Annotated in this window: 17 protein-coding genes; 12 read left to right on the top strand and 5 right to left on the bottom strand. The window is 47.8% G+C overall.

Translation table 11 applies throughout. The features are described from left to right. Positions 1 to 3: 3 nt before the first annotated feature. From hpt to rplU, 5 genes are all read right to left on the bottom strand, one after another. Positions 4 to 561: a hypoxanthine phosphoribosyltransferase gene (hpt, locus tag IPP66_21460; protein ID MBK9927849.1), complete on the bottom strand. Its 558-nt coding sequence runs from the start codon at positions 559 to 561 to the stop codon at positions 4 to 6. A 63-nt stretch (positions 562 to 624) separates the two neighbouring features. Beyond that, positions 625 to 1194 carry a thymidine kinase gene (locus tag IPP66_21455; protein MBK9927848.1) on the bottom strand — a complete coding sequence of 190 codons (570 nt, stop codon included), beginning with the start codon at positions 1192 to 1194 and terminating at the stop codon, positions 625 to 627. Between the two features lie 158 nt (positions 1195 to 1352). Then, positions 1353 to 1820 (bottom strand): 50S ribosomal protein L31, encoded by a 468-nt coding sequence (gene rpmE / locus IPP66_21450; GenBank protein ID MBK9927847.1) that lies wholly within the window; start codon positions 1818 to 1820, stop codon positions 1353 to 1355. A gap of 4 nt (positions 1821 to 1824) precedes the next feature. Next, a complete protein-coding gene (gene rpmA, locus IPP66_21445) occupies positions 1825 to 2085 on the bottom strand; it encodes a 50S ribosomal protein L27 (protein ID MBK9927846.1) in 261 nt (86 codons plus the stop codon). An 11-nt stretch (positions 2086 to 2096) separates the two neighbouring features. Then, positions 2097 to 2570, bottom strand: a complete 474-nt coding sequence (rplU, locus tag IPP66_21440) for a 50S ribosomal protein L21 (protein ID MBK9927845.1) — start codon at positions 2568 to 2570, stop codon at positions 2097 to 2099. Between rplU and IPP66_21435 the strand changes: the two genes are divergently transcribed. From IPP66_21435 to IPP66_21380, 12 genes are all read left to right on the top strand, one after another. Next, positions 2570 to 4918, top strand: a complete 2349-nt coding sequence (locus IPP66_21435; GenBank protein ID MBK9927844.1) for a hypothetical protein — start codon at positions 2570 to 2572, stop codon at positions 4916 to 4918. The genes rplU and IPP66_21435 overlap by 1 nt on opposite strands. Before the next feature lie 9 nt (positions 4919 to 4927). Then, complete coding sequence (locus tag IPP66_21430; protein MBK9927843.1) at positions 4928 to 5728, top strand: alpha/beta hydrolase; 801 nt, start codon at positions 4928 to 4930, stop codon at positions 5726 to 5728. A gap of 19 nt (positions 5729 to 5747) precedes the next feature. After that, complete coding sequence (locus IPP66_21425; protein ID MBK9927842.1) at positions 5748 to 7112, top strand: hypothetical protein; 1365 nt, start codon at positions 5748 to 5750, stop codon at positions 7110 to 7112. A gap of 116 nt (positions 7113 to 7228) precedes the next feature. Further along, the gene (locus tag IPP66_21420) at positions 7229 to 7930 is read left to right on the top strand and encodes a hypothetical protein (GenBank protein ID MBK9927841.1); all 702 of its coding nucleotides are present in this window, start codon (positions 7229 to 7231) and stop codon (positions 7928 to 7930) included. A 203-nt stretch (positions 7931 to 8133) separates the two neighbouring features. Next, a complete protein-coding gene (locus tag IPP66_21415; protein ID MBK9927840.1) occupies positions 8134 to 9024 on the top strand; it encodes an ABC transporter ATP-binding protein in 891 nt (296 codons plus the stop codon). Continuing rightward, positions 9021 to 9812: an ABC transporter permease gene (locus tag IPP66_21410; protein MBK9927839.1), complete on the top strand. Its 792-nt coding sequence runs from the start codon at positions 9021 to 9023 to the stop codon at positions 9810 to 9812. The genes IPP66_21415 and IPP66_21410 overlap by 4 nt, the downstream gene beginning before the upstream one ends. Further along, positions 9809 to 10609 (top strand): ABC transporter permease, encoded by an 801-nt coding sequence (locus IPP66_21405; GenBank protein ID MBK9927838.1) that lies wholly within the window; start codon positions 9809 to 9811, stop codon positions 10607 to 10609. The genes IPP66_21410 and IPP66_21405 overlap by 4 nt, the downstream gene beginning before the upstream one ends. Positions 10610 to 10648: 39 nt before the next feature. Continuing rightward, positions 10649 to 11059: an IS200/IS605 family transposase gene (gene tnpA / locus IPP66_21400; protein ID MBK9927837.1), complete on the top strand. Its 411-nt coding sequence runs from the start codon at positions 10649 to 10651 to the stop codon at positions 11057 to 11059. 188 nt (positions 11060 to 11247) lie between these two features. Next, a complete protein-coding gene (locus IPP66_21395; GenBank protein MBK9927836.1) occupies positions 11248 to 13605 on the top strand; it encodes an ATP-dependent helicase in 2358 nt (785 codons plus the stop codon). A 68-nt stretch (positions 13606 to 13673) separates the two neighbouring features. Beyond that, a complete protein-coding gene (locus tag IPP66_21390) occupies positions 13674 to 14777 on the top strand; it encodes an AAA family ATPase (GenBank protein MBK9927835.1) in 1104 nt (367 codons plus the stop codon). Then, entirely contained in the window at positions 14774 to 15433 is a 660-nt protein-coding gene (locus IPP66_21385; protein MBK9927834.1) for a DUF4276 family protein, read from the top strand. The genes IPP66_21390 and IPP66_21385 overlap by 4 nt, the downstream gene beginning before the upstream one ends. 218 nt (positions 15434 to 15651) lie before the next feature. Continuing rightward, entirely contained in the window at positions 15652 to 17151 is a 1500-nt protein-coding gene (locus IPP66_21380) for a LysM peptidoglycan-binding domain-containing protein (GenBank protein MBK9927833.1), read from the top strand. Positions 17152 to 17209 lie beyond the last annotated feature (58 nt).

The following is a 17209-nucleotide window of genomic DNA, read 5'->3' as shown; positions in this document are numbered from 1 at the left end:
GCGTTATTTTGGCGGCAGGTATTTATCCAGATCTACCACGCCGATGAAGGGTAGGTTGCGATAGTAGTCATCAATATCGAGGCCGTAGCCGAAAACGTATTTGTTCGGGATGTTGAACCCGCGATAATGAATAGGGACAACTGCTTCGCGTCGTTCGGCTTTATCGAGCAGGGCACATACTTTCAGGCTGTTGGGCTGACGTACCTGCAAAAGTTCGAGCACCGATGCAATAGTGTGACCGCTATCAACGATATCTTCAACTAGGAGCACATCCTTGTTGTGAATATCGGTTTGCAGATCCATCGTCAAGCGCACTGTGCCGCTGGATTCACGCCTGCCGACTCCGTAGGATGAGACGGCCATGAAGTCCATCATGTGTGGGGAGGAGATGCTACGGCTGAGGTCCACCATGAAGGGCACACCGCCGCGTAGGATACAAATGAGGAGCAGGTTGCCATCGGGGTAATCTTCACTGATCTCTGCGCCCAATTCTTTGACGCGTGCTTGAAGAGTCTTTTCGTCTATCAGGGTTTCGGCGATGAATTCTTGATAGTTTTGCATGTGATTAGTCCAATAGTTTAGTAGTTTTAATTTGTTAGCTCCACTAACGTGGAACTTCGTACCCTAGCGGGGCACTTCGTGATGAATACGGCAACGTGCTTCGTATAACTCGGATGCGCCCACGATCACAACGGGATCGTCAAAACGAGCGGGTTTGCCATTGACCAGTCTCTGCGTGCGTGAGGCTTCATCTCCGCAGACCATGCAAATAGCGTGGAGCTTATCCACATGCTCAGCCATCGACATGAAGATCGGCATTGGCCCAAACGGTTCGCCACGGAAGTCCATATCCAAGCCTGCCACGATAACGCGGATGCCTTTGCTGGCAAACTCCTGTGCGATCTGGACGATCTCTGCATCGAAGAACTGCGCCTCATCAAAGCCAACGACAGTTGTATCCGCTTCGAGTTTTTCGCGAATGTCTGCGGATTTTTCTACGGGGATCGCCTCGTAGTTGGCGCCAGCATGGGATGTGACTTTTTCCACTGCGTAGCGCACGTCAATGGCGGGTTTGAATACTTGCACTTTTTGTTTTGCAATTTTGGCGCGCACGATGCGGCGAATTAACTCATCTGTCTTACCGCTGAACATTGAACCGCAAACTACTTCGATGGAACCGTGAGTGTGTTTCATTAATCCTCCAGCCCCCTCCCAGCCTCCCCCAAAATCCGACGAACCCCAGTCGGATTTTGGGGGAGGTGCCCGTAGGGCGGTGGGGGTAATAAAACGGGCATGGCGCGAATTTTGCACCATGCCCGTAAGTTTACCTGAGAAACTTAATTCTGCAACCCTTAAGCTGCTGCTTCGGGAAGTTCGTAACCGAGCGAACGCAGTTTCTTCTTCGCGGCTGTCAGGGATGTTTGACCAAAGCCAGAGATCGCGAGCACGGCATCGTTACCACCGCTCAACTTCTCGAGGAGCTGGCCAACGTTTTCAATACCGCCGCTCTTGAGAGCTTCCACTGCGCGGGCAGGGAGGCCCAAGTCAGCGATAGGGCGTTCGGGAGAACCCTTGAGTTCTTCCTTGGCCTTCTGCTTCTCAACATAGTCCTGGCGGACAGAGAGCTTCTTGTAGAAGCGGTCTACCTGACCTTCGATATCGAGGATGCGGGCGGCTTCGCCGGTATAGTAAGGATGGCAGTTCGAGCAAGTATCGAGACGGATCTCCTTTTTGGTGGAGCCGGTCGTCCAAGTCTTGCCACAGGTAGCGCAGGTAACCTTTGCTTCTGTGAAGTATGTGGGATGGATATCCTTCTTCATCTCATTATCCTTCTGTCTGCGGGATGATGTTTGCGCGCTTTTGGCCGCGAACAACATCGTACATCACAATGCCATCAGCCACTGCGAACAGGGTGTCATCCTTGCCGACTTTCACGTTCAAACCCGGCTTGATCCTTGTACCGCGTTGGCGCACAAGGATGTTGCCAGAGAGAACGAACTCACCGGCATAGCGTTTCACGCCCAAACGTTGGGCATTTGAATCTCGTCCGTTGCGGGTAGATCCGCCACCAGTTTTATGTGCCATGGTTACCTCTTTTACTTCTTATCGGTCTTCTTCGCGGAAGACTTGGGTGCAGTGGCCTTCTTTTCGGACTTTGGCTTCGCTTCTTTCTTAGCCTTTGGCTCTGCTTCTACTACTACTTCGGCTTCAGCCTTTTTTTCGACAACAGGTTTCTCAACCTTGCGAGTCTCACCGGGCTTGCCGATGAAGTCCACCATCAACAGAGTGTACTGCTGACGATGCCCACCGCGTACGCGGATGCGTTTCTTCGGGCGGTATTTGAAACGGTCGATCTTGGGGCCTTTGATGTGGTCGGCTACTGTGACTTTGACTTCGATGCCGCTCACGGTGGGGGTTCCCACTAGAATGTCATCGCCATCTGCCATCAGCAGGACACGTTCGATATTGAATTGTTCTCCCTTTTCAAGGGGAAGGCGATCCACTTCGATGGTTCGCCCTTCGACGGCACGAAACTGCTTACCGCCGCTTTCCACGATTGCAAATCTCATTGTATGATCTCCAGTCATTCACTTCACCGTTTGCCTGCGGAGTTCGTGCACTCATCGCCGGTGGACGGGGAAGCTGGGGGTATTTTGCCTTTCGACAAACAACCGCCTCAGCGATTCCTACTGCTGAGGCAGAAGCGGACGGTATTATACATGTGGGGAGGGGATTGTGTCAACGGCGAAACAAGTTTTTTGAACAGGAGCAGGCCTCGGCTGGGAAAGACGCGGGCTTTCACGTTGACAAAACAACGGCTCTCCTGTACCCTCGCTTCATGTCGGACCTCAACCTGCCTCAGCGTCAAATTGTTGAATCTCCCCTTGACCTAAAACTCTTCGTCTCCGGCCCCGCAGGGACCGGTAAGACCACAGCCGGTGTGGAGCGTATGCGTTATCTGCTTTCGCAAGGCGTGCCCGGCGAATCGATCTTGATGCTCACCCCGCAACGGACGTTGCAAGAGCCGTATCTTGATCTGCTTTACAGCCCCGAACGAAGCGCTGGGGGAGAAGTAACTCCCGCGACAATCGGTGGTTTGGCTCGCCGCATGGTGGACTTGTTCTGGCCTGTTGCGGCAGAAGCGGCAGGGTTTGCGAACCCCGAACAGCCTCCTGTGTTTCTTACGCTTGAAACCGCGCAATATTACATGGCTTATCTTGTCCGCCCGTTATTGGATCAAGGTTTCTTTGAGTCGGTCACCATTGACCGCAACCGCTTGTATTCCCAGATCATCGATAATCTCAACAAAGCGGCTGTGATCGGTTTCCCACATACCGAGATCGGTTCGCGGCTTGATGTATCCTACTTTGGTGATCCCGCCCAACGACGTGTGTATCAAGATGCGCAAGAATGTGCGAATCAGTTTCGACAGTATTGCCTTGCTCATAACCTGTTGGACTTCTCGCTACAACTCGATGTTTTTGCGAACATTTTGTGGCCGCAGGATATTGTCCGCGATTATCTTTCGCGCATGTATCGTCACTTGATCTACGATAACCTCGAAGAGGATGGTCCGCGTGCGCATGACATTATTCGCGATTGGCTTCCTTCCTTTGAATCGGCTTTGTTAGTCTACGATGAGGGCGCAGGCTTCCGCTATTTCCTCGGCGCAGACATTCACACAGGTTGGGCGTTGCGCGAAGTGTGCGACGAGCATATCCAATTGCAAGATAGCTTTGTCATGTCGGACGGCGTAGACGGGTTGAATGATGGATTAGCCCAAGCGATCCTGCCGGACACAGTTCCAAACGTTGATGACCAATCGTCAGGGGATGCCTTGGGAATTATTTCCAGACACTTTTATCCCGAATTGTTGGATTCCGTCGTGGATGAAATCGAAGGACTGTTAAATCAACCTTCATCTCTCGATCTTCGTCCTTCTGATATTGTGATCCTTGCCCCTTATCTCTCCGATGCCTTGCGCTTCTCCATCACACATAGACTCGAAGCACGGAATATCCCGTGGCGTTCCCACAGACCATCCCGTTCTTTGCGCGATGAGCCAGCCTCGAACGCACTGATCACTTTGGCTGTATTGGCGCATCCACATTGGAATGTTCACCCTCCGAAATTTGATGTGGCGTATGCATTGATGCAGTCCATTGAAGGGCTTGACCTTGTCCGCGCACAGCTTTTGACCGAGATCGTCTATCGTCAGCGTGATCTGCGGCTTTCTTCTTTCGATGAGATCAAGCCAGAGATGCAAGAACGGGTCACTTTCTCCATAGGCAATCGTTATGCAAGGCTTCGGGAATGGATGGACGAATACCGAGCATCGAACGTCCTACCTTTGGATCATTTCTTCCGTAAACTGTTTGGCGAGGTGCTGTCGCAACCGGGTTTTGGCTATCACTCCAACTTTGACGCGGTCCGTGTAGCGGCCAGTTTGGTAGAGTCGGTCAAGAAATTCCGTATGGCGATGGAGTCCACTGGCGGAATAGGGGATATGGGGCGGGAATATATTGCCATGTTGCAGGATGGAGTCATTGCCGCATCGTATCTCGAAGGCTGGCAATCAGAGGAGAAAAATGCTGTTTTGGTCGCACCAGCCCACACCTTCCTGATGATGAACCGTCCGGTGACTGTCCAATTTTGGTTGGATATCGGTTCGAATGGTTGGTACGAGAGGTTGTCCCAGCCGTTGACACATCCGCATGTGCTTTCGCGTGGATGGGAACCAGGCCGCGTGTGGACAGACGTTGATGATGTTCAATATAGCAAACAGGCTTTGGCACGGTTGGTCTCGGGTCTCTTGCATCGTTGTCGCGAACGGATCTACATCTGTCTCTCTGAACTCGGCGAGAGTGGATTTGAACAACGTGGCGAGTTGTTGCGCGCGTTCCAAAAAGTATTGTGAGGATGAAATATGTTCACTGAAAAAATATTTGATACTGGTACCATCAAGATTAATTACGCAGAAGGACCGTTCAATGGAAAGCCGTTTGTTCTGTTGCACGGGGCGACTGCCCGTTGGCAGGAACTGATCCACCTGCTCAATGGTTTGGAGAACGATTGGCATCTGTATGCCTGTGATGCACGCGGCCATGGCAAATCTGGCTGGAGTGACTCGTACACTGTCACTGCGGTTGCGAATGATATGGCGGAGTTTATCAAGCGTAATGTGGGCGAACCCGTTGTGTTGTTAGGGCATTCAGCGGGGGCGGTTGCATCCTTGGTTGTTGCATCGCAGATTCCTGAATGGATCAAGGCTTTGATCGTCCTTGACCCACCGCTCTTGTTACGCGAGCAGGGTGTTCGCTCTGAGAACACGAATCAGTATTTCCTCCGCCTCTACGATCTGTTGACTCATCAGCGCCCAGCAGAGGAAGTGTTCTCTGAGTTGTTTCCCAATATTGATGAAGCGGGGAGACGTTATTTTGAAGAGACCTATAGCGGACTGGACCCCAGGTATGTCAAAACAGCCATAGTGGGTGGCTACCTGGATGGAGTGGATTTGCAAACCGTAATGGAGAAGATTGCATGCCCTGCTTTGCTCATCTACGGTGAAGTGGATAAAGGCGGCCTTGTCCGTGAGAGTGATGTTGAGTTCTTCAAGACTCATGTCAACAATGGCACAGCCATTCAAATCAAGGACACGGGACATTTGTTCCACATGGATCAACCTGTTAAGACTCTGGAATTGATAGGTCAATGGCTGAAAAAATGACTAGGAAGAGATATTTTTTATGATGAAACTATTAATAAAAATTGTATATTTTTTAGTTGTTACCTCCTTGTTTGTTCTTGGGTTTTATCAAAATGAATGGCAGGCCATTTCCGATGATGAGGTTGTATATCGGCGGGACGTTTCTGAAATATACATTATGGGGCGATTGGTCAAATCCCGTCAATCCGGAATATTTTCGGCAGGTGGGCTTTTAGGCATTGGTGATGTTGCAGTTGGTGGATATGAGAGGCGAGTAATTGAAAACCAAAACCGAAAATATAATAAGGGTACTGATTTCTCCAAGTTTTGGACTTATAAATCACACCCTGGCTTTCAGGGCGTGATTTATAGCACATTTGATGCATGGACGAACTTTGCTCCATCGACGAATTTATTTGTATTTCGGTTGGGAATTTCATTGTTTTTATCCATGATTCTTTCGGCTTTTTGTTTGTGGGTCATATCTGAGTTGGGATGGCTTGCATCTATAAGTGTTGCTATTTATATATTGATTTCCAAGTGGCTTGCCTTGCTTGGGGGAAACCTCTTTTGGTCTCTGTGGTCTTTCTACCTTCCTCTTTTAGTGATCTCAATTTGGCTGAGAACAAATGAAGGTTTGGATAATGCCCGGTGGATGTTTCGCTTTTCTGTTATCGTTTTTGTACTTTCTCTAGTAAAGATTCTGTTTAGCGGCTTTGAATTTATCACATCTGCTTTATTGATGACTACAGTCCCTTTTGTTTATTATGCCGTGTTAAATCGTTGGAAAAAGGATATATTCATTGGCAGAATGATCAGCTTAAGCATTAGTCTGGTTGGCTCCGTACTTGTTGGATTGGCGGTCCTTTGTATTCAGATCAAAATGGACCTTGGAAGTTTCCAAAAGGCAGTGAATCACATTATTTTTTCCTGGAACAATCGAACATATGGTAGTGAATTTATAGCTACAGGTAAGGCGGCAACTATGGGGGATGTAATCGAAAGGACAACGGAAGTTATTCGTATTTATATTGATGGGTATGCTTTCTCTTTGTCAAATCGCTTGCCTACGAACATGCTATGGGCAAAAGATCTAGTCGATGGTCGATATTCATATTTACTGATTTTGTTCGCAATTGCTACATGTATGATCTTTGTGTTGAATTCTTTTTCGAAAAAGGCGAATACTGACAGAAAAGGGTTGGCATTAGTCGTTACTACTTGGTATTCTATATTGGGGCCTTTGTCGTGGTTATTGATTTTCCGCGACCATGCTTTTGGTCATGCGGTTTTGGATTTCATTGTCTGGCAAATGCCATTTACTTTATATGGTTTCGCGCTGGTTGGTTTTTCGCTTTCGTCATTAATAAAGTTGAAATATCAGGTAACACGGACTGATGTTTAAATGCGCCTCTCGACTGCTCCAACAAAACTTCAGTTGCTACAATGGCGGGCAACTGGATATTGTTGCATTGCCTGATATATGGATCAACCTGTGAAAACGTTGGAATTGATAGGTCAATGGCTGAAAAAATAAATTTAGCCACATGTAGTGTGATCCTGGGTATTCTTGCGATCTTTGCAGTCATCACAGCTTTCATACTGGTGATCTCTCCGCCGACCTTGAAGCCAGCTCCGACAGTCACACAGGCAACTTTAGTTCCCTCAAAACAATTTCAGCCTGAGGTTATCCCTCTCTCAACCTATACTCCCAACCCCACACGGACATCAACGGTCATGCCGACCGATACGCCTGTCCCTACATGGACAGCAACAATTACACCGCAGTATGTGCCTCCTATTGGCAAGCCACTGCCCGATTTGGTCATTTCGAGTATTGGTGAGCCAGTGTGTAAACACGATGTCTATGAAGAAGTCCCAAGGAGTTACCTGACATTGACTGTGATCGTTCGGAACATTGGTGATGCATCCACGCACTCTTTTGGCACATTCGATGTTGGGGTGTACATACTTTTGGGGAAGAGTTCTTATCGCATCACTGCATGGGCGGATAAGTATGGCGGAGTGATCGGGAGTCCCAATCTGACGATCTCTAACCTTGACCCCAACTGGGATAGAAAGTTTACGCTCGCACTGGATATGAAAGATATTACGAACTTTGGTATTAAGGCGGTTGCAAATCCTGGTGAGAATTTCATCCCTGAGATGGATAGAGAGAACAATACGCTGATAAAATACTTTTCGATTTATTGCTATGAGTGAAATGGGTGTAGAACACCTGTAGTGGGGAACTTGGGCAGTTCCAGTAACGTTATCGTTGTAAGTTTAAATACATAATATGGTGGACATGGTTTGCAATAGGAGAATAATGTATGAGTGACGATGCCATTAACGTTCAATCGCTACACAAAGAATTTATCACCCGCGTTGGGTTTTGGAGTAACAAGAAAAAGAAAACGGTGGCGGTGGATGACGTTTCGTTCAGCGTCCGAAAGGGAGAGTTATTCGGATTGCTTGGGCCGAATGGAGCGGGCAAGACCACTACGGTCAAAACGCTTGCGACAATCCTTCTCCCTACGACCGGACAAGTCTCAGTATTAGGTTTTGATGTAGTAAAAGAAACCCAAAAGGTACGGGAGCGCATTGGCTTTACTTTCGGCGGGGCTCGCGGATTATATGGACGCCTATCAGCGGGGGATAACTTGAAATACTTCGCTGAGTTGTATGCGCTTGACCCATCCATATCCCAAAGACGTATTTCTGAATTATTGGAATTGGTTGGCCTTGCCGACCGTAAGGATGATCGCGTTGAAACCTTTTCAAGTGGTATGCAACAACGTCTCCACCTTGCACGTGCTCTGTTGCATGATCCTGAACTTATATATCTCGATGAGCCGACAGTGGGAATTGACCCGGTGGGTGCGCGTGAACTTCGCAAAACGGTCAAACAACTTTCTCAGGCTGGCAAGACCATTCTTTTGACCACACATTACATGGCCGAGGCGGAAGAATTATGTGACCGTATTGGCATTATCTATCACGGGCGAATTGTGGCACTGGATACCCCTGCATCCCTTAAGAAGCAGATCACTGGTGAGACTCTGTTCGAGGTCGAGGTGAGAGCCGATGATCTTGCCGAGTTGCAGGCTGGATTGCAAAAGTTAGACGGTTATTTGCATATGCAGATCGGTGAGGCGCATCCCAATAAAAAGGTCTCCATCCGCACTGTGCGACCTGAAGATGTGATGCAAGTATTGACGCCGTTTATCAGCTCACAACACGTGCAGGGATTGGAAGTCCGTAATCAAACATTGGAGGATGTGTACGTCTCTATAATCCAAAAGGAGACGAAATGAACGGGCATACGGGTCGTTTGATTTGGCGACAGATGAATGTTCAGTTGCGAGTGCGAACTTTTGACATGTTGTCGCTCTCGCTACTTGTTTTTCAACCTGCGATCTTCAGTGCAGTTGGAATGGTGCTTTCACGTGTGGCAGGCAATAGTCAGCCAGATTTGGTTTACACGGTGATCGGTGGTGGCATCATGGGCATGTGGAGCGGATTGGTCTTTACCTCCACTTTTGATATCCGTGGTGATCGCCGCGATGGAACGCTGGAACTGATCGTTGCCAGCCCAACTTCGCTGGGAACTGTGGAATCCATTCGCACGATGACCAATGTGCTGGCGGGATTGTTGAGTATGTCTGTCGCGTTCATTGCCGCGCTGTTGATCTTCCATTATTCATTGGCAGACGCGAATTTGCTGGCAGCCATCGTATCCTTTTTATTGATCTTGCTGGGAATGTGGGCGTTGGGTATTTTCTTTGCGAACTTTCTTGTGTGGTCTCGGCTTTCAGGTTCGATGGTTGAGTTTCTCGAGATGCCAGTTGCTATCGTATGTGGTTTCATGTACCCTATTCAAATTTTGCCGCAATGGATGCAATCCATCTCGGTCATCTTCCCGATCCGTTGGGCTTTGGAAGCGATGAATTCGGCCCTTACAGGAACGGGTGACTTGCATTCCTATTCCATTCAGTGGGCGCTCTCTCTCTTTACTACGCTCATCCTCTGGCTTGTTACGCGTTGGCTGGATGGTAAGGTCCATGATCGTATCCGTGTGACCGGGGAAATGAGTTCGATATGATGCGTACGATCACTCGTTATATTCGTTTGTATTTCATTCAGGCATGGGTTGCTTATCGTGCTCTGTTTGCCTGGAGTGCGCCCTTCAATTATTTCGTCAGCAAGTTTGGCTTCGGCTTCTTTGCGATGGTGTTCTTTGTTTATATGGGGCGTTATGTCGGATTGAACGATCCAGTCTATATCGTTGTTGGCAATATCCTGTTGATCCCTTCCACGAATGGCCTGAGTGGGATTTCCATGACGATCGGCAATGAGAAAGCCTTTGGAGCTTTATCTTATCTTTTAGGAAGTCCCGCTCCGAGGGCGCCTCTTTTTCTTGGCCGCGCTCTGTTTCACATCCTGGACAGTTTCGTCACTGTTGCCTTTGCCTTGCCTATCGCCATCCTGATCTTTCACTTGGATATGTCTGGGGCCAACTTCTGGTTAGTGTTACTCTGCGTATTGATAACCACCCTGGCAACCAGTGGCATGGGATTCATCATGGGCAGTATCTCGCTCGTCAGCCGCGATGGTTGGATGATCACTTCCACGCTGGCACTTTCGTTGTATGTTCTTGTGGGAGCCAACTTCCCAGTGAGTTCTTTGCCGAGATTCCTGCAAGTCATTTCCTATAGCTTGCCCATGACGCGTGGTATCGCGGCGGCACGCGCTGCTCTCAACGGTGCCGATTGGGTTACCGTTGCACCTTTGCTCCAGGGCGAGATCTTGATCGGGCTTCTTTATGTTGTGATAGGGTACGGTATGTTCCGCATCCTGGAAAGGAGAAGTATGATCTATGGGACATTGGATAATTTATAGCAATTTATAAGCGGATTGTTATTAGGGAGAGTCAAACATATGCCGTATTGGAAACTCTACTATCACTTTATCTGGAGCACAAAGAATCGATTGCCGCTCATTGATTCCGCTTTCGAGCCTGAACTCTATCGTGTTATCGCGGCAAAGGCACACGATATGGGTGGATTTGTCCATGCCATCGGTGGGATCGAAGATCATGTGCATCTCGCTGTTTCCGTTCCGCCAAAGATAGCCCCCGCGAAATTTATCGGCGACGTAAAAGGAAACAGCTCGCATTTCGTCAATCATGTGATCAAACCTGATTTTGAATTTTATTGGCAGGATGAATATGGCGTGTTGTCTTTCGGCGAACGGAATCTCGCCTCAGTGGTACGATATATTCATAATCAGAAACATCACCACGCCGACGGGACGTTGATCGTGGCGATGGAGAGGATGGATGAGGCCTAGCGTGGACGTTGTTCTCGCCTCGGCATTGCCCGCCGTGGGATAAACCCCACGGCTATCCATACGAAGGCGACTGAAGTCGCCTCGCCCATATCCAGTCCGCTTTAGCGGGCTTTGTACGAATAGCACGGTGGTTTATCACCGTGCGGGTTTGCAGGGTAGAATCACCCTATTGAAGAAGCAGCCAACACATGACACCTACCTTCACTCCTCGACCCTCTCAACAAAACATCCTCCGCTACAACGGCGGGCGGCTCGGTATTGCCGCGGTCCCTGGTGCGGGGAAGACGCATATTCTCTCGGCGTTGGCGGCGCAGATCATTCAAAGCGGCGCGCTTGGCGACGATCAGGAAGTGCTCATCGTTACGCTCGTCAACTCGGCGGTGGATAATTTCGAAGCGCGCATCAAACGTTTCTTCGATAACCCATTGCAGGCGCTGTACAAATATCGCGTGCGCACATTGCATGGGCTGGCGCATGACATCGTCCGCGAGAAGCCGGCGCGCGTGGGGCTTGAGGAGCGTTTCAGCATCATCGACGAGCGTGAGGCGGGCTTCATCCGCCGCGAGTCGGTCAATGCGTGGCTGGCGTCGCATTCGCTGGATGATTATCTCGACCCTGCCATGGATCAATCCAAAAGGGATTGGGTCAAACGTGATCAACTTCCCAATTTGTTGGATTCCCTCGCTTTAGCTTTTATCCGTTCATCCAAAGATCGCCTCCTGACTCCCGAAAGCCTGCGTGCCAAACTCGACGCTTCTCCTGCCCCGTTGCCTTTAGCGGAACTCGGCTACAGCATCTACGCGGACTATCAACGCGCCCTCGCCTATCGCGGCGCCGTGGACTTCGACGACCTCATCCGTTTGGCGTTGACCTTGCTCGAAAGCGACGAAGAATTTCGCGCCAGATTGAGTTACCGCTACAAATTTATTCTTGAGGACGAAGCACAAGATTCAAGTATGACCCAACAAAGAATTCTTGAATTGATTTCAAGCGGTGAAGATAACTGGGTGCGGGTTGGAGATCCGAATCAAGCCATCTTTGAAACATTCACAACCGCCAACCCAGATCTGTTGCGTGACTTCATCAAGAACAACAATCATGCGGACATGCCCGAGTCGGGGCGGTCGCAGCCTTCGGTGCTGGCTGTTGCAAATCATCTCATTGACTGGGTGATGACTTCGCATCCTGACCCGAATGTGCAGACGGCGTTATCGGTGCCGCATATCGTGCCTGTGCCTGAAGGTGACCCGCAGCAGAATCCGCCTGATGACCCAGAGGGGATCAAGTTCATCAGCAAGCGCTATACGCCCGATGAAGAAATGGAAGCAGTGGTCAAGTCTATTAAGGGATATGTCGATTCGATCTGGGATTTTCCTGATGACGATAAACCGACCATCGCTGTGCTTGTTCCGCGCAACGCCCGTGGCGTGGAAGTGGTCAATGCGCTGCGGCAGAAAGGCATCGAGCCGATCGAGTTGATCTCTTCCACGTCTGAGACGCGGGCGGCAGCGGGATCGTTGAATTTGTTGTTGTCGTATCTGGCGGACCCGCAATCGGCGCGGAAGTTGTCGAAGGCGTATGAGGTGTGGCGCAGGGATTGGCGTGAGGATATGTCGTTGCGAGGGCGTAGCCCGAAGCAATCTCCTGTCGGTGAGGAGAATCTCAACGAGGAGGGGGTTGCTTCGCAAAGTGCGCTCGCAACGACATCCAACGATGAGGAGATTGCTTCGTCGCAAAGTGCGCTCCTCGCAATGACATCGACTCTGTTGCGCAAGATCGTTGATGTGGAAAATTTCATCGCGCCACAAAATGCTAATGATTGGCTGGCAGGTATCGGTGAGTCAGAGGCGGCGCAAGTCATCCAGGAATTAAGCGCGTTCCGAGTCAATGTCCAGAGATGGTTGAATGCGGTGACTCTGCCCATCGATCAGTTGGTGCTGACGCTGGCGCAGGATGTGTTCAGCGAAGCGTCGGATCTGGCGCTGGCGCATAAACTGGCGCTGGTGCTGAGACAGGTGGCGGACGATCACGCGGATTGGCGCCTGCCGGAGTTGACGTCGGAACTGGCGGTGATCGCGAAGAACGAACGGCGCTTCATCGGTTTCTCGTCGGACGATTCGGGCTTTGACCCCGAACGGCATCGCGGACGGGTGGTGGTGACGACGATGCACAAGGCGAAGGGACTGGAGTGGGACCGCGTGTATTTGATGTCGGTCAATAATTATGACTTCCCGTCGAACATGCCGAATGACCGTTTTATTTCGGAGCGTTGGTTCGTGCGGAGCGGTTTGAATCTCGAAGCGGAGGCACTGGCGCAGTTGACCGCGCTCGAGTCGTCGAGTGAATATGACTGGTACGAGGAAGGCACAGCGACATTGCGCTCGCGGTTGGATTATGTGAAGGAACGCCTGCGCCTCTTCTACGTGGGCATCACGCGTGCGAAGAGGGATCTGATCGTAACGTGGAATTCAGGCAGGCAGGGTGATGCGACACCATCCTTGCCGCTGAGCGAGTTGATGGGGTGGTGGGAAGGGAATAATGGCTAACAATCTTTCTTTTGAAAGCAGGTAGAATACAGGTAGAATTAACATAACCTACGATAAAGAGAAATTATATGAAAACGCCACTGGAAACTATAAGTATTCAAGGCTATAAGTCAATCCGTGAGTTGAAGGATTTTCCTCTCGCAGCTCTCAATATTCTTATTGGAGCAAATGGTTCGGGAAAAACCAATTTCATCTCCGCCTTTAAGCTTATTAACCAGATTGTTGAAGAAAATTTGCAAGTTTTTATTAGCCAACAGGGTGGGGCTGATAGCTTGCTCTATTTTGGTCGTAAAACAAGCGAATCTCTTCAGATCGATTTGAAATTTGGAAATAATGGCTATAACTGCAATCTTCTTCCCGCTTCGGGCGACACACTCATTTTTGGTTCTGAAGAAGTTTGGTATCACGATAAATCCAAGTACTTACAGCCATATCGACAAGGTTTAGGAAGTGGACATCGTGAAACTCGAATGCTTGAAATTTCTCGTGAAATTAACCATATGACAATTGCAGATCATGTGCTACGTGCATTACAGAGTTGGCGTGTCTATCACTTTCACGATACAAGCGCAGGTGCAAAAGTCAAACAAAGCGGAAACCTAAATGATAATAGTGCCTTAAGGTCAGATGCTTCTAATTTAGCTGCCTTTTTATATTTATTACGAGAAACCAAAGAGCCTTACTACAGAAAAATAGTTTCAACAATACGTTTAGTAGCACCATTTTTTGATGATTTTAATTTACGTCCTGATCCATTCAATCCCGAGAGAATTCAATTGGAATGGCGTGAGATTGGATCAGATGAATACTTTAATGCTAACGTATTATCTGACGGTACACTCCGTTTTATGTGTTTAGCAACACTGTTGCTACAGCCTAAATTACCATCCACAATTTTGATTGATGAGCCTGAGTTGGGATTACACCCTTATGCAATTACTGTGTTGGCTTCCTTGTTACGAAGCGCAGCATCAGAAACGCAGGTAATTGTCTCAACGCAGTCTGTGCCACTTGTTAATCAATTTAACCCAGATGATATTGTTGTCGTAGATCGATTAAATCAGCAATCCACGTTTAGACGGCTTGCGGAAAGTGACCTTGAAGGTTGGCTAGATGATTATGGCATGGGTGATCTCTGGGAGAAAAATGTACTTGGAGGACGCCCAGGATGAATCGTGTATTGGTTTCAGCAGAGGGTCAAACAGAAGAAACCTTTGTCCGTGAAGTTCTTCGCAAGCATCTTTGGAATTTCAATGTTGATTTAAATCCAGTAGTTATTACAACTCATCGTGTGAAACAAGGGCAGAAATTTAAAGGTGGGGTTTTGTCGTATGAACAAACAAAAAACGAAGTTATGCGTCTCTTGCGAGACACAAATGTAGTAGCCGTGACCACTCTTTATGATTTGTATCACTTACCAAAAAACTTTCCTGGTCAAGATACTCGTCCGAAAAGTAACGGACGAGATAAGGCATTACACCTTGAACAAGCATTCCAGCAGGATATCAACTCGCCACGTTTTTATCCTCATCTCCAGGTTCATGAATTCGAAGCCTTCTTGTTTGTAGAACCAGTACGAACAGCAGAACTTTTTCCAGAAAGGGACTTAACAAACGAGATTCAAAGAATTCGAGATGGTTTTCCTACGCCAGAGGATATTAATGATAATCCGCAGACTGCGCCATCAAAACGAATAATTGAACTATATCCAAAATATGAAAAACCTTTGTACGGTACTCTTGCTGTATTAGGAATTGGATTAGATTTAATACGCGCAGAATGCCCACATTTTGATTCGTGGCTTACTTGGTTGGAAGGGCTAGGATGAAAAGCGGTCTCAGGATGTAATGTCCGCGAGACCGTTTTTGTAAAGCCATGCCGAGGTTGGTGACATGGCCTCGTTGATTAATACCCGTTTTATGGGAGGCTGAGAAAGTTTGTCAGGTTAAGTTTATTACACTTGTTACTTGGGTTTTGTGGGCTGGGAGTATAAATTTAATATAAATTCACTGTTTCATCGTATTAGGGCTGGTTAGGAGAGGTGTAATGGAACCAAGTCAGACTTCAAACAATACCCCACGACAAGCAATATTATTAGACCTGTCGCTTTTTATCCTTGATTTTCTTGATACAAACAAAATAAAGGAGAGCGCATCAATCCGCGACCATATTCTTGAAGTTCCGAGCGCACTTGTGCAAATGCTTCGAGATTCGAGGGTAGGTAGTCCAATATTATTCTTGTTTATTTATGCGTTACTGGTAAAAACAATTAATAAATATAGGGCAAAACAGATTACTGATTCGCGAATAGTTAGATTGGTTAATAGTCGCGACTATGAAGTAAGAGGTGAAGCTTGGAGAATCACTCAAAAGCTTTTTGAAGAATTTTCTTCACTGATTGATATTGTGCCAAAATCTGCTCTGCCCGAAGATATAAATGAGCCAGAATATAAGAGCGATGATTCAGAATATCCAATTAGGCGATATGATTTTATTGGATCGTTTTCGCATGAAGAACAATTGCGCTTACAGCAAATTTATACTCGCGAGTTAAATCTCCCTGTCCATCCTCTTTACGATCAATATTTCTCCCAAGTATTTCATGCGCAATCGATTGGGGTGGCAGATGTTACGACCCCTCGCCGCAGGTCTGTGTCTTTAGATGAAGAAACCTTTAAAATCGTTTCGGATTGGAAGGGACATGTTGCACTTCACGAGAAATCAGATAGCAACATCATCCAATCTAGTAGAGAGTTTCTAAGATGGTTTACGTTAGCTTACATGAAAGACGAGTGGAAAGGAATGGTTTTCGATGCAACTTTAGAGCTTGCTGTGGCTGGTGTGATGGCTGGTACTATAGCTGGCACTCTCGGACTTAGTCTGGTTACGTTAGCGGGTGGAACAATTCTAAAAGCAGTCGTGGAAGCTCCTCCAACTGTTCTTCCTGATATATATAAACCTGTTGTTTTTGGTGCTGTTTTATTGTTGATGATAGTTTGTTTGATAACTGTATTTAAACCTACGTGGTTTATACCAAAAATACTTCCAACTCCCTCTCCTACGTTCATACAAACTTCGCTGGGTGAGCCATTGTTACAGGATTTAATTCCAACACCCACAATTACTTCAATGTCTCTTATAACAGTGGCGGCACCTGCGGAAAATATCGCTACTGCAACACTTGTTCCAATAAACTCAACAAATGCGAGTGATTCGCTAGATTATTGCTTATATGTAATTCAATCAGGTGATACTGTACAGAGCGTCGCATCTTGGTTTTATGTTTCAGAATCCGATATTCGAAACAGTGATAGACGTGTCAATCAAGATATGTTTGTAGTAAATCAATTAGTGAGGATAAATGTTCCGTGTTGCAAGCATATAGGAATCGAAAACGGTTTTTCCTACACTGTTCAACCAAAAGATAATGTGTTTAGGTTGGCTGAGCGATATTCCACAACGGTTAAAGAAATTACTGTCGCTAATAAGCTCAGCGATTCACGCTATATCCAAACTGGACAGATGCTTTGTGTTCCGTATCCGTGAAAATGGTATTGAGATATATGTAGAATAATGATGAAGACAGAAGGATGAAAGACGGTCT

Source organism: Candidatus Defluviilinea proxima, assembly GCA_016721115.1.
In the GTDB taxonomy this organism is placed as follows: domain Bacteria; phylum Chloroflexota; class Anaerolineae; order Anaerolineales; family Villigracilaceae; genus Defluviilinea; species Defluviilinea proxima.
Note: the sequence above shows the minus strand (reverse complement) of the source record. Positions and strands in the feature narration are given on the sequence as shown.

Coding starts and splice junctions, on each gene's coding strand:
- IPP66_21455 (MBK9927848.1), bottom strand. CDS start 1,194: ATGAAACACACTCACGGTTCCATCGAAGTAGTTTGCGGTTCAATGTTC.
- rplU (MBK9927845.1), bottom strand. CDS start 2,570: ATGAGATTTGCAATCGTGGAAAGCGGCGGTAAGCAGTTTCGTGCCGTC.
- IPP66_21420 (MBK9927841.1), top strand. CDS start 7,229: ATGGCTGAAAAAATAAATTTAGCCACATGTAGTGTGATCCTGGGTATT.
- IPP66_21385 (MBK9927834.1), top strand. CDS start 14,774: ATGAATCGTGTATTGGTTTCAGCAGAGGGTCAAACAGAAGAAACCTTT.
- IPP66_21430 (MBK9927843.1), top strand. CDS start 4,928: ATGTTCACTGAAAAAATATTTGATACTGGTACCATCAAGATTAATTAC.
- rpmA (MBK9927846.1), bottom strand. CDS start 2,085: ATGGCACATAAAACTGGTGGCGGATCTACCCGCAACGGACGAGATTCA.
- rpmE (MBK9927847.1), bottom strand. CDS start 1,820: ATGAAGAAGGATATCCATCCCACATACTTCACAGAAGCAAAGGTTACC.
- IPP66_21395 (MBK9927836.1), top strand. CDS start 11,248: ATGACACCTACCTTCACTCCTCGACCCTCTCAACAAAACATCCTCCGC.
- IPP66_21425 (MBK9927842.1), top strand. CDS start 5,748: ATGATGAAACTATTAATAAAAATTGTATATTTTTTAGTTGTTACCTCC.
- IPP66_21410 (MBK9927839.1), top strand. CDS start 9,021: ATGAACGGGCATACGGGTCGTTTGATTTGGCGACAGATGAATGTTCAG.
- tnpA (MBK9927837.1), top strand. CDS start 10,649: ATGCCGTATTGGAAACTCTACTATCACTTTATCTGGAGCACAAAGAAT.
- IPP66_21390 (MBK9927835.1), top strand. CDS start 13,674: ATGAAAACGCCACTGGAAACTATAAGTATTCAAGGCTATAAGTCAATC.
- hpt (MBK9927849.1), bottom strand. CDS start 561: ATGCAAAACTATCAAGAATTCATCGCCGAAACCCTGATAGACGAAAAG.
- IPP66_21380 (MBK9927833.1), top strand. CDS start 15,652: ATGGAACCAAGTCAGACTTCAAACAATACCCCACGACAAGCAATATTA.
- IPP66_21405 (MBK9927838.1), top strand. CDS start 9,809: ATGATGCGTACGATCACTCGTTATATTCGTTTGTATTTCATTCAGGCA.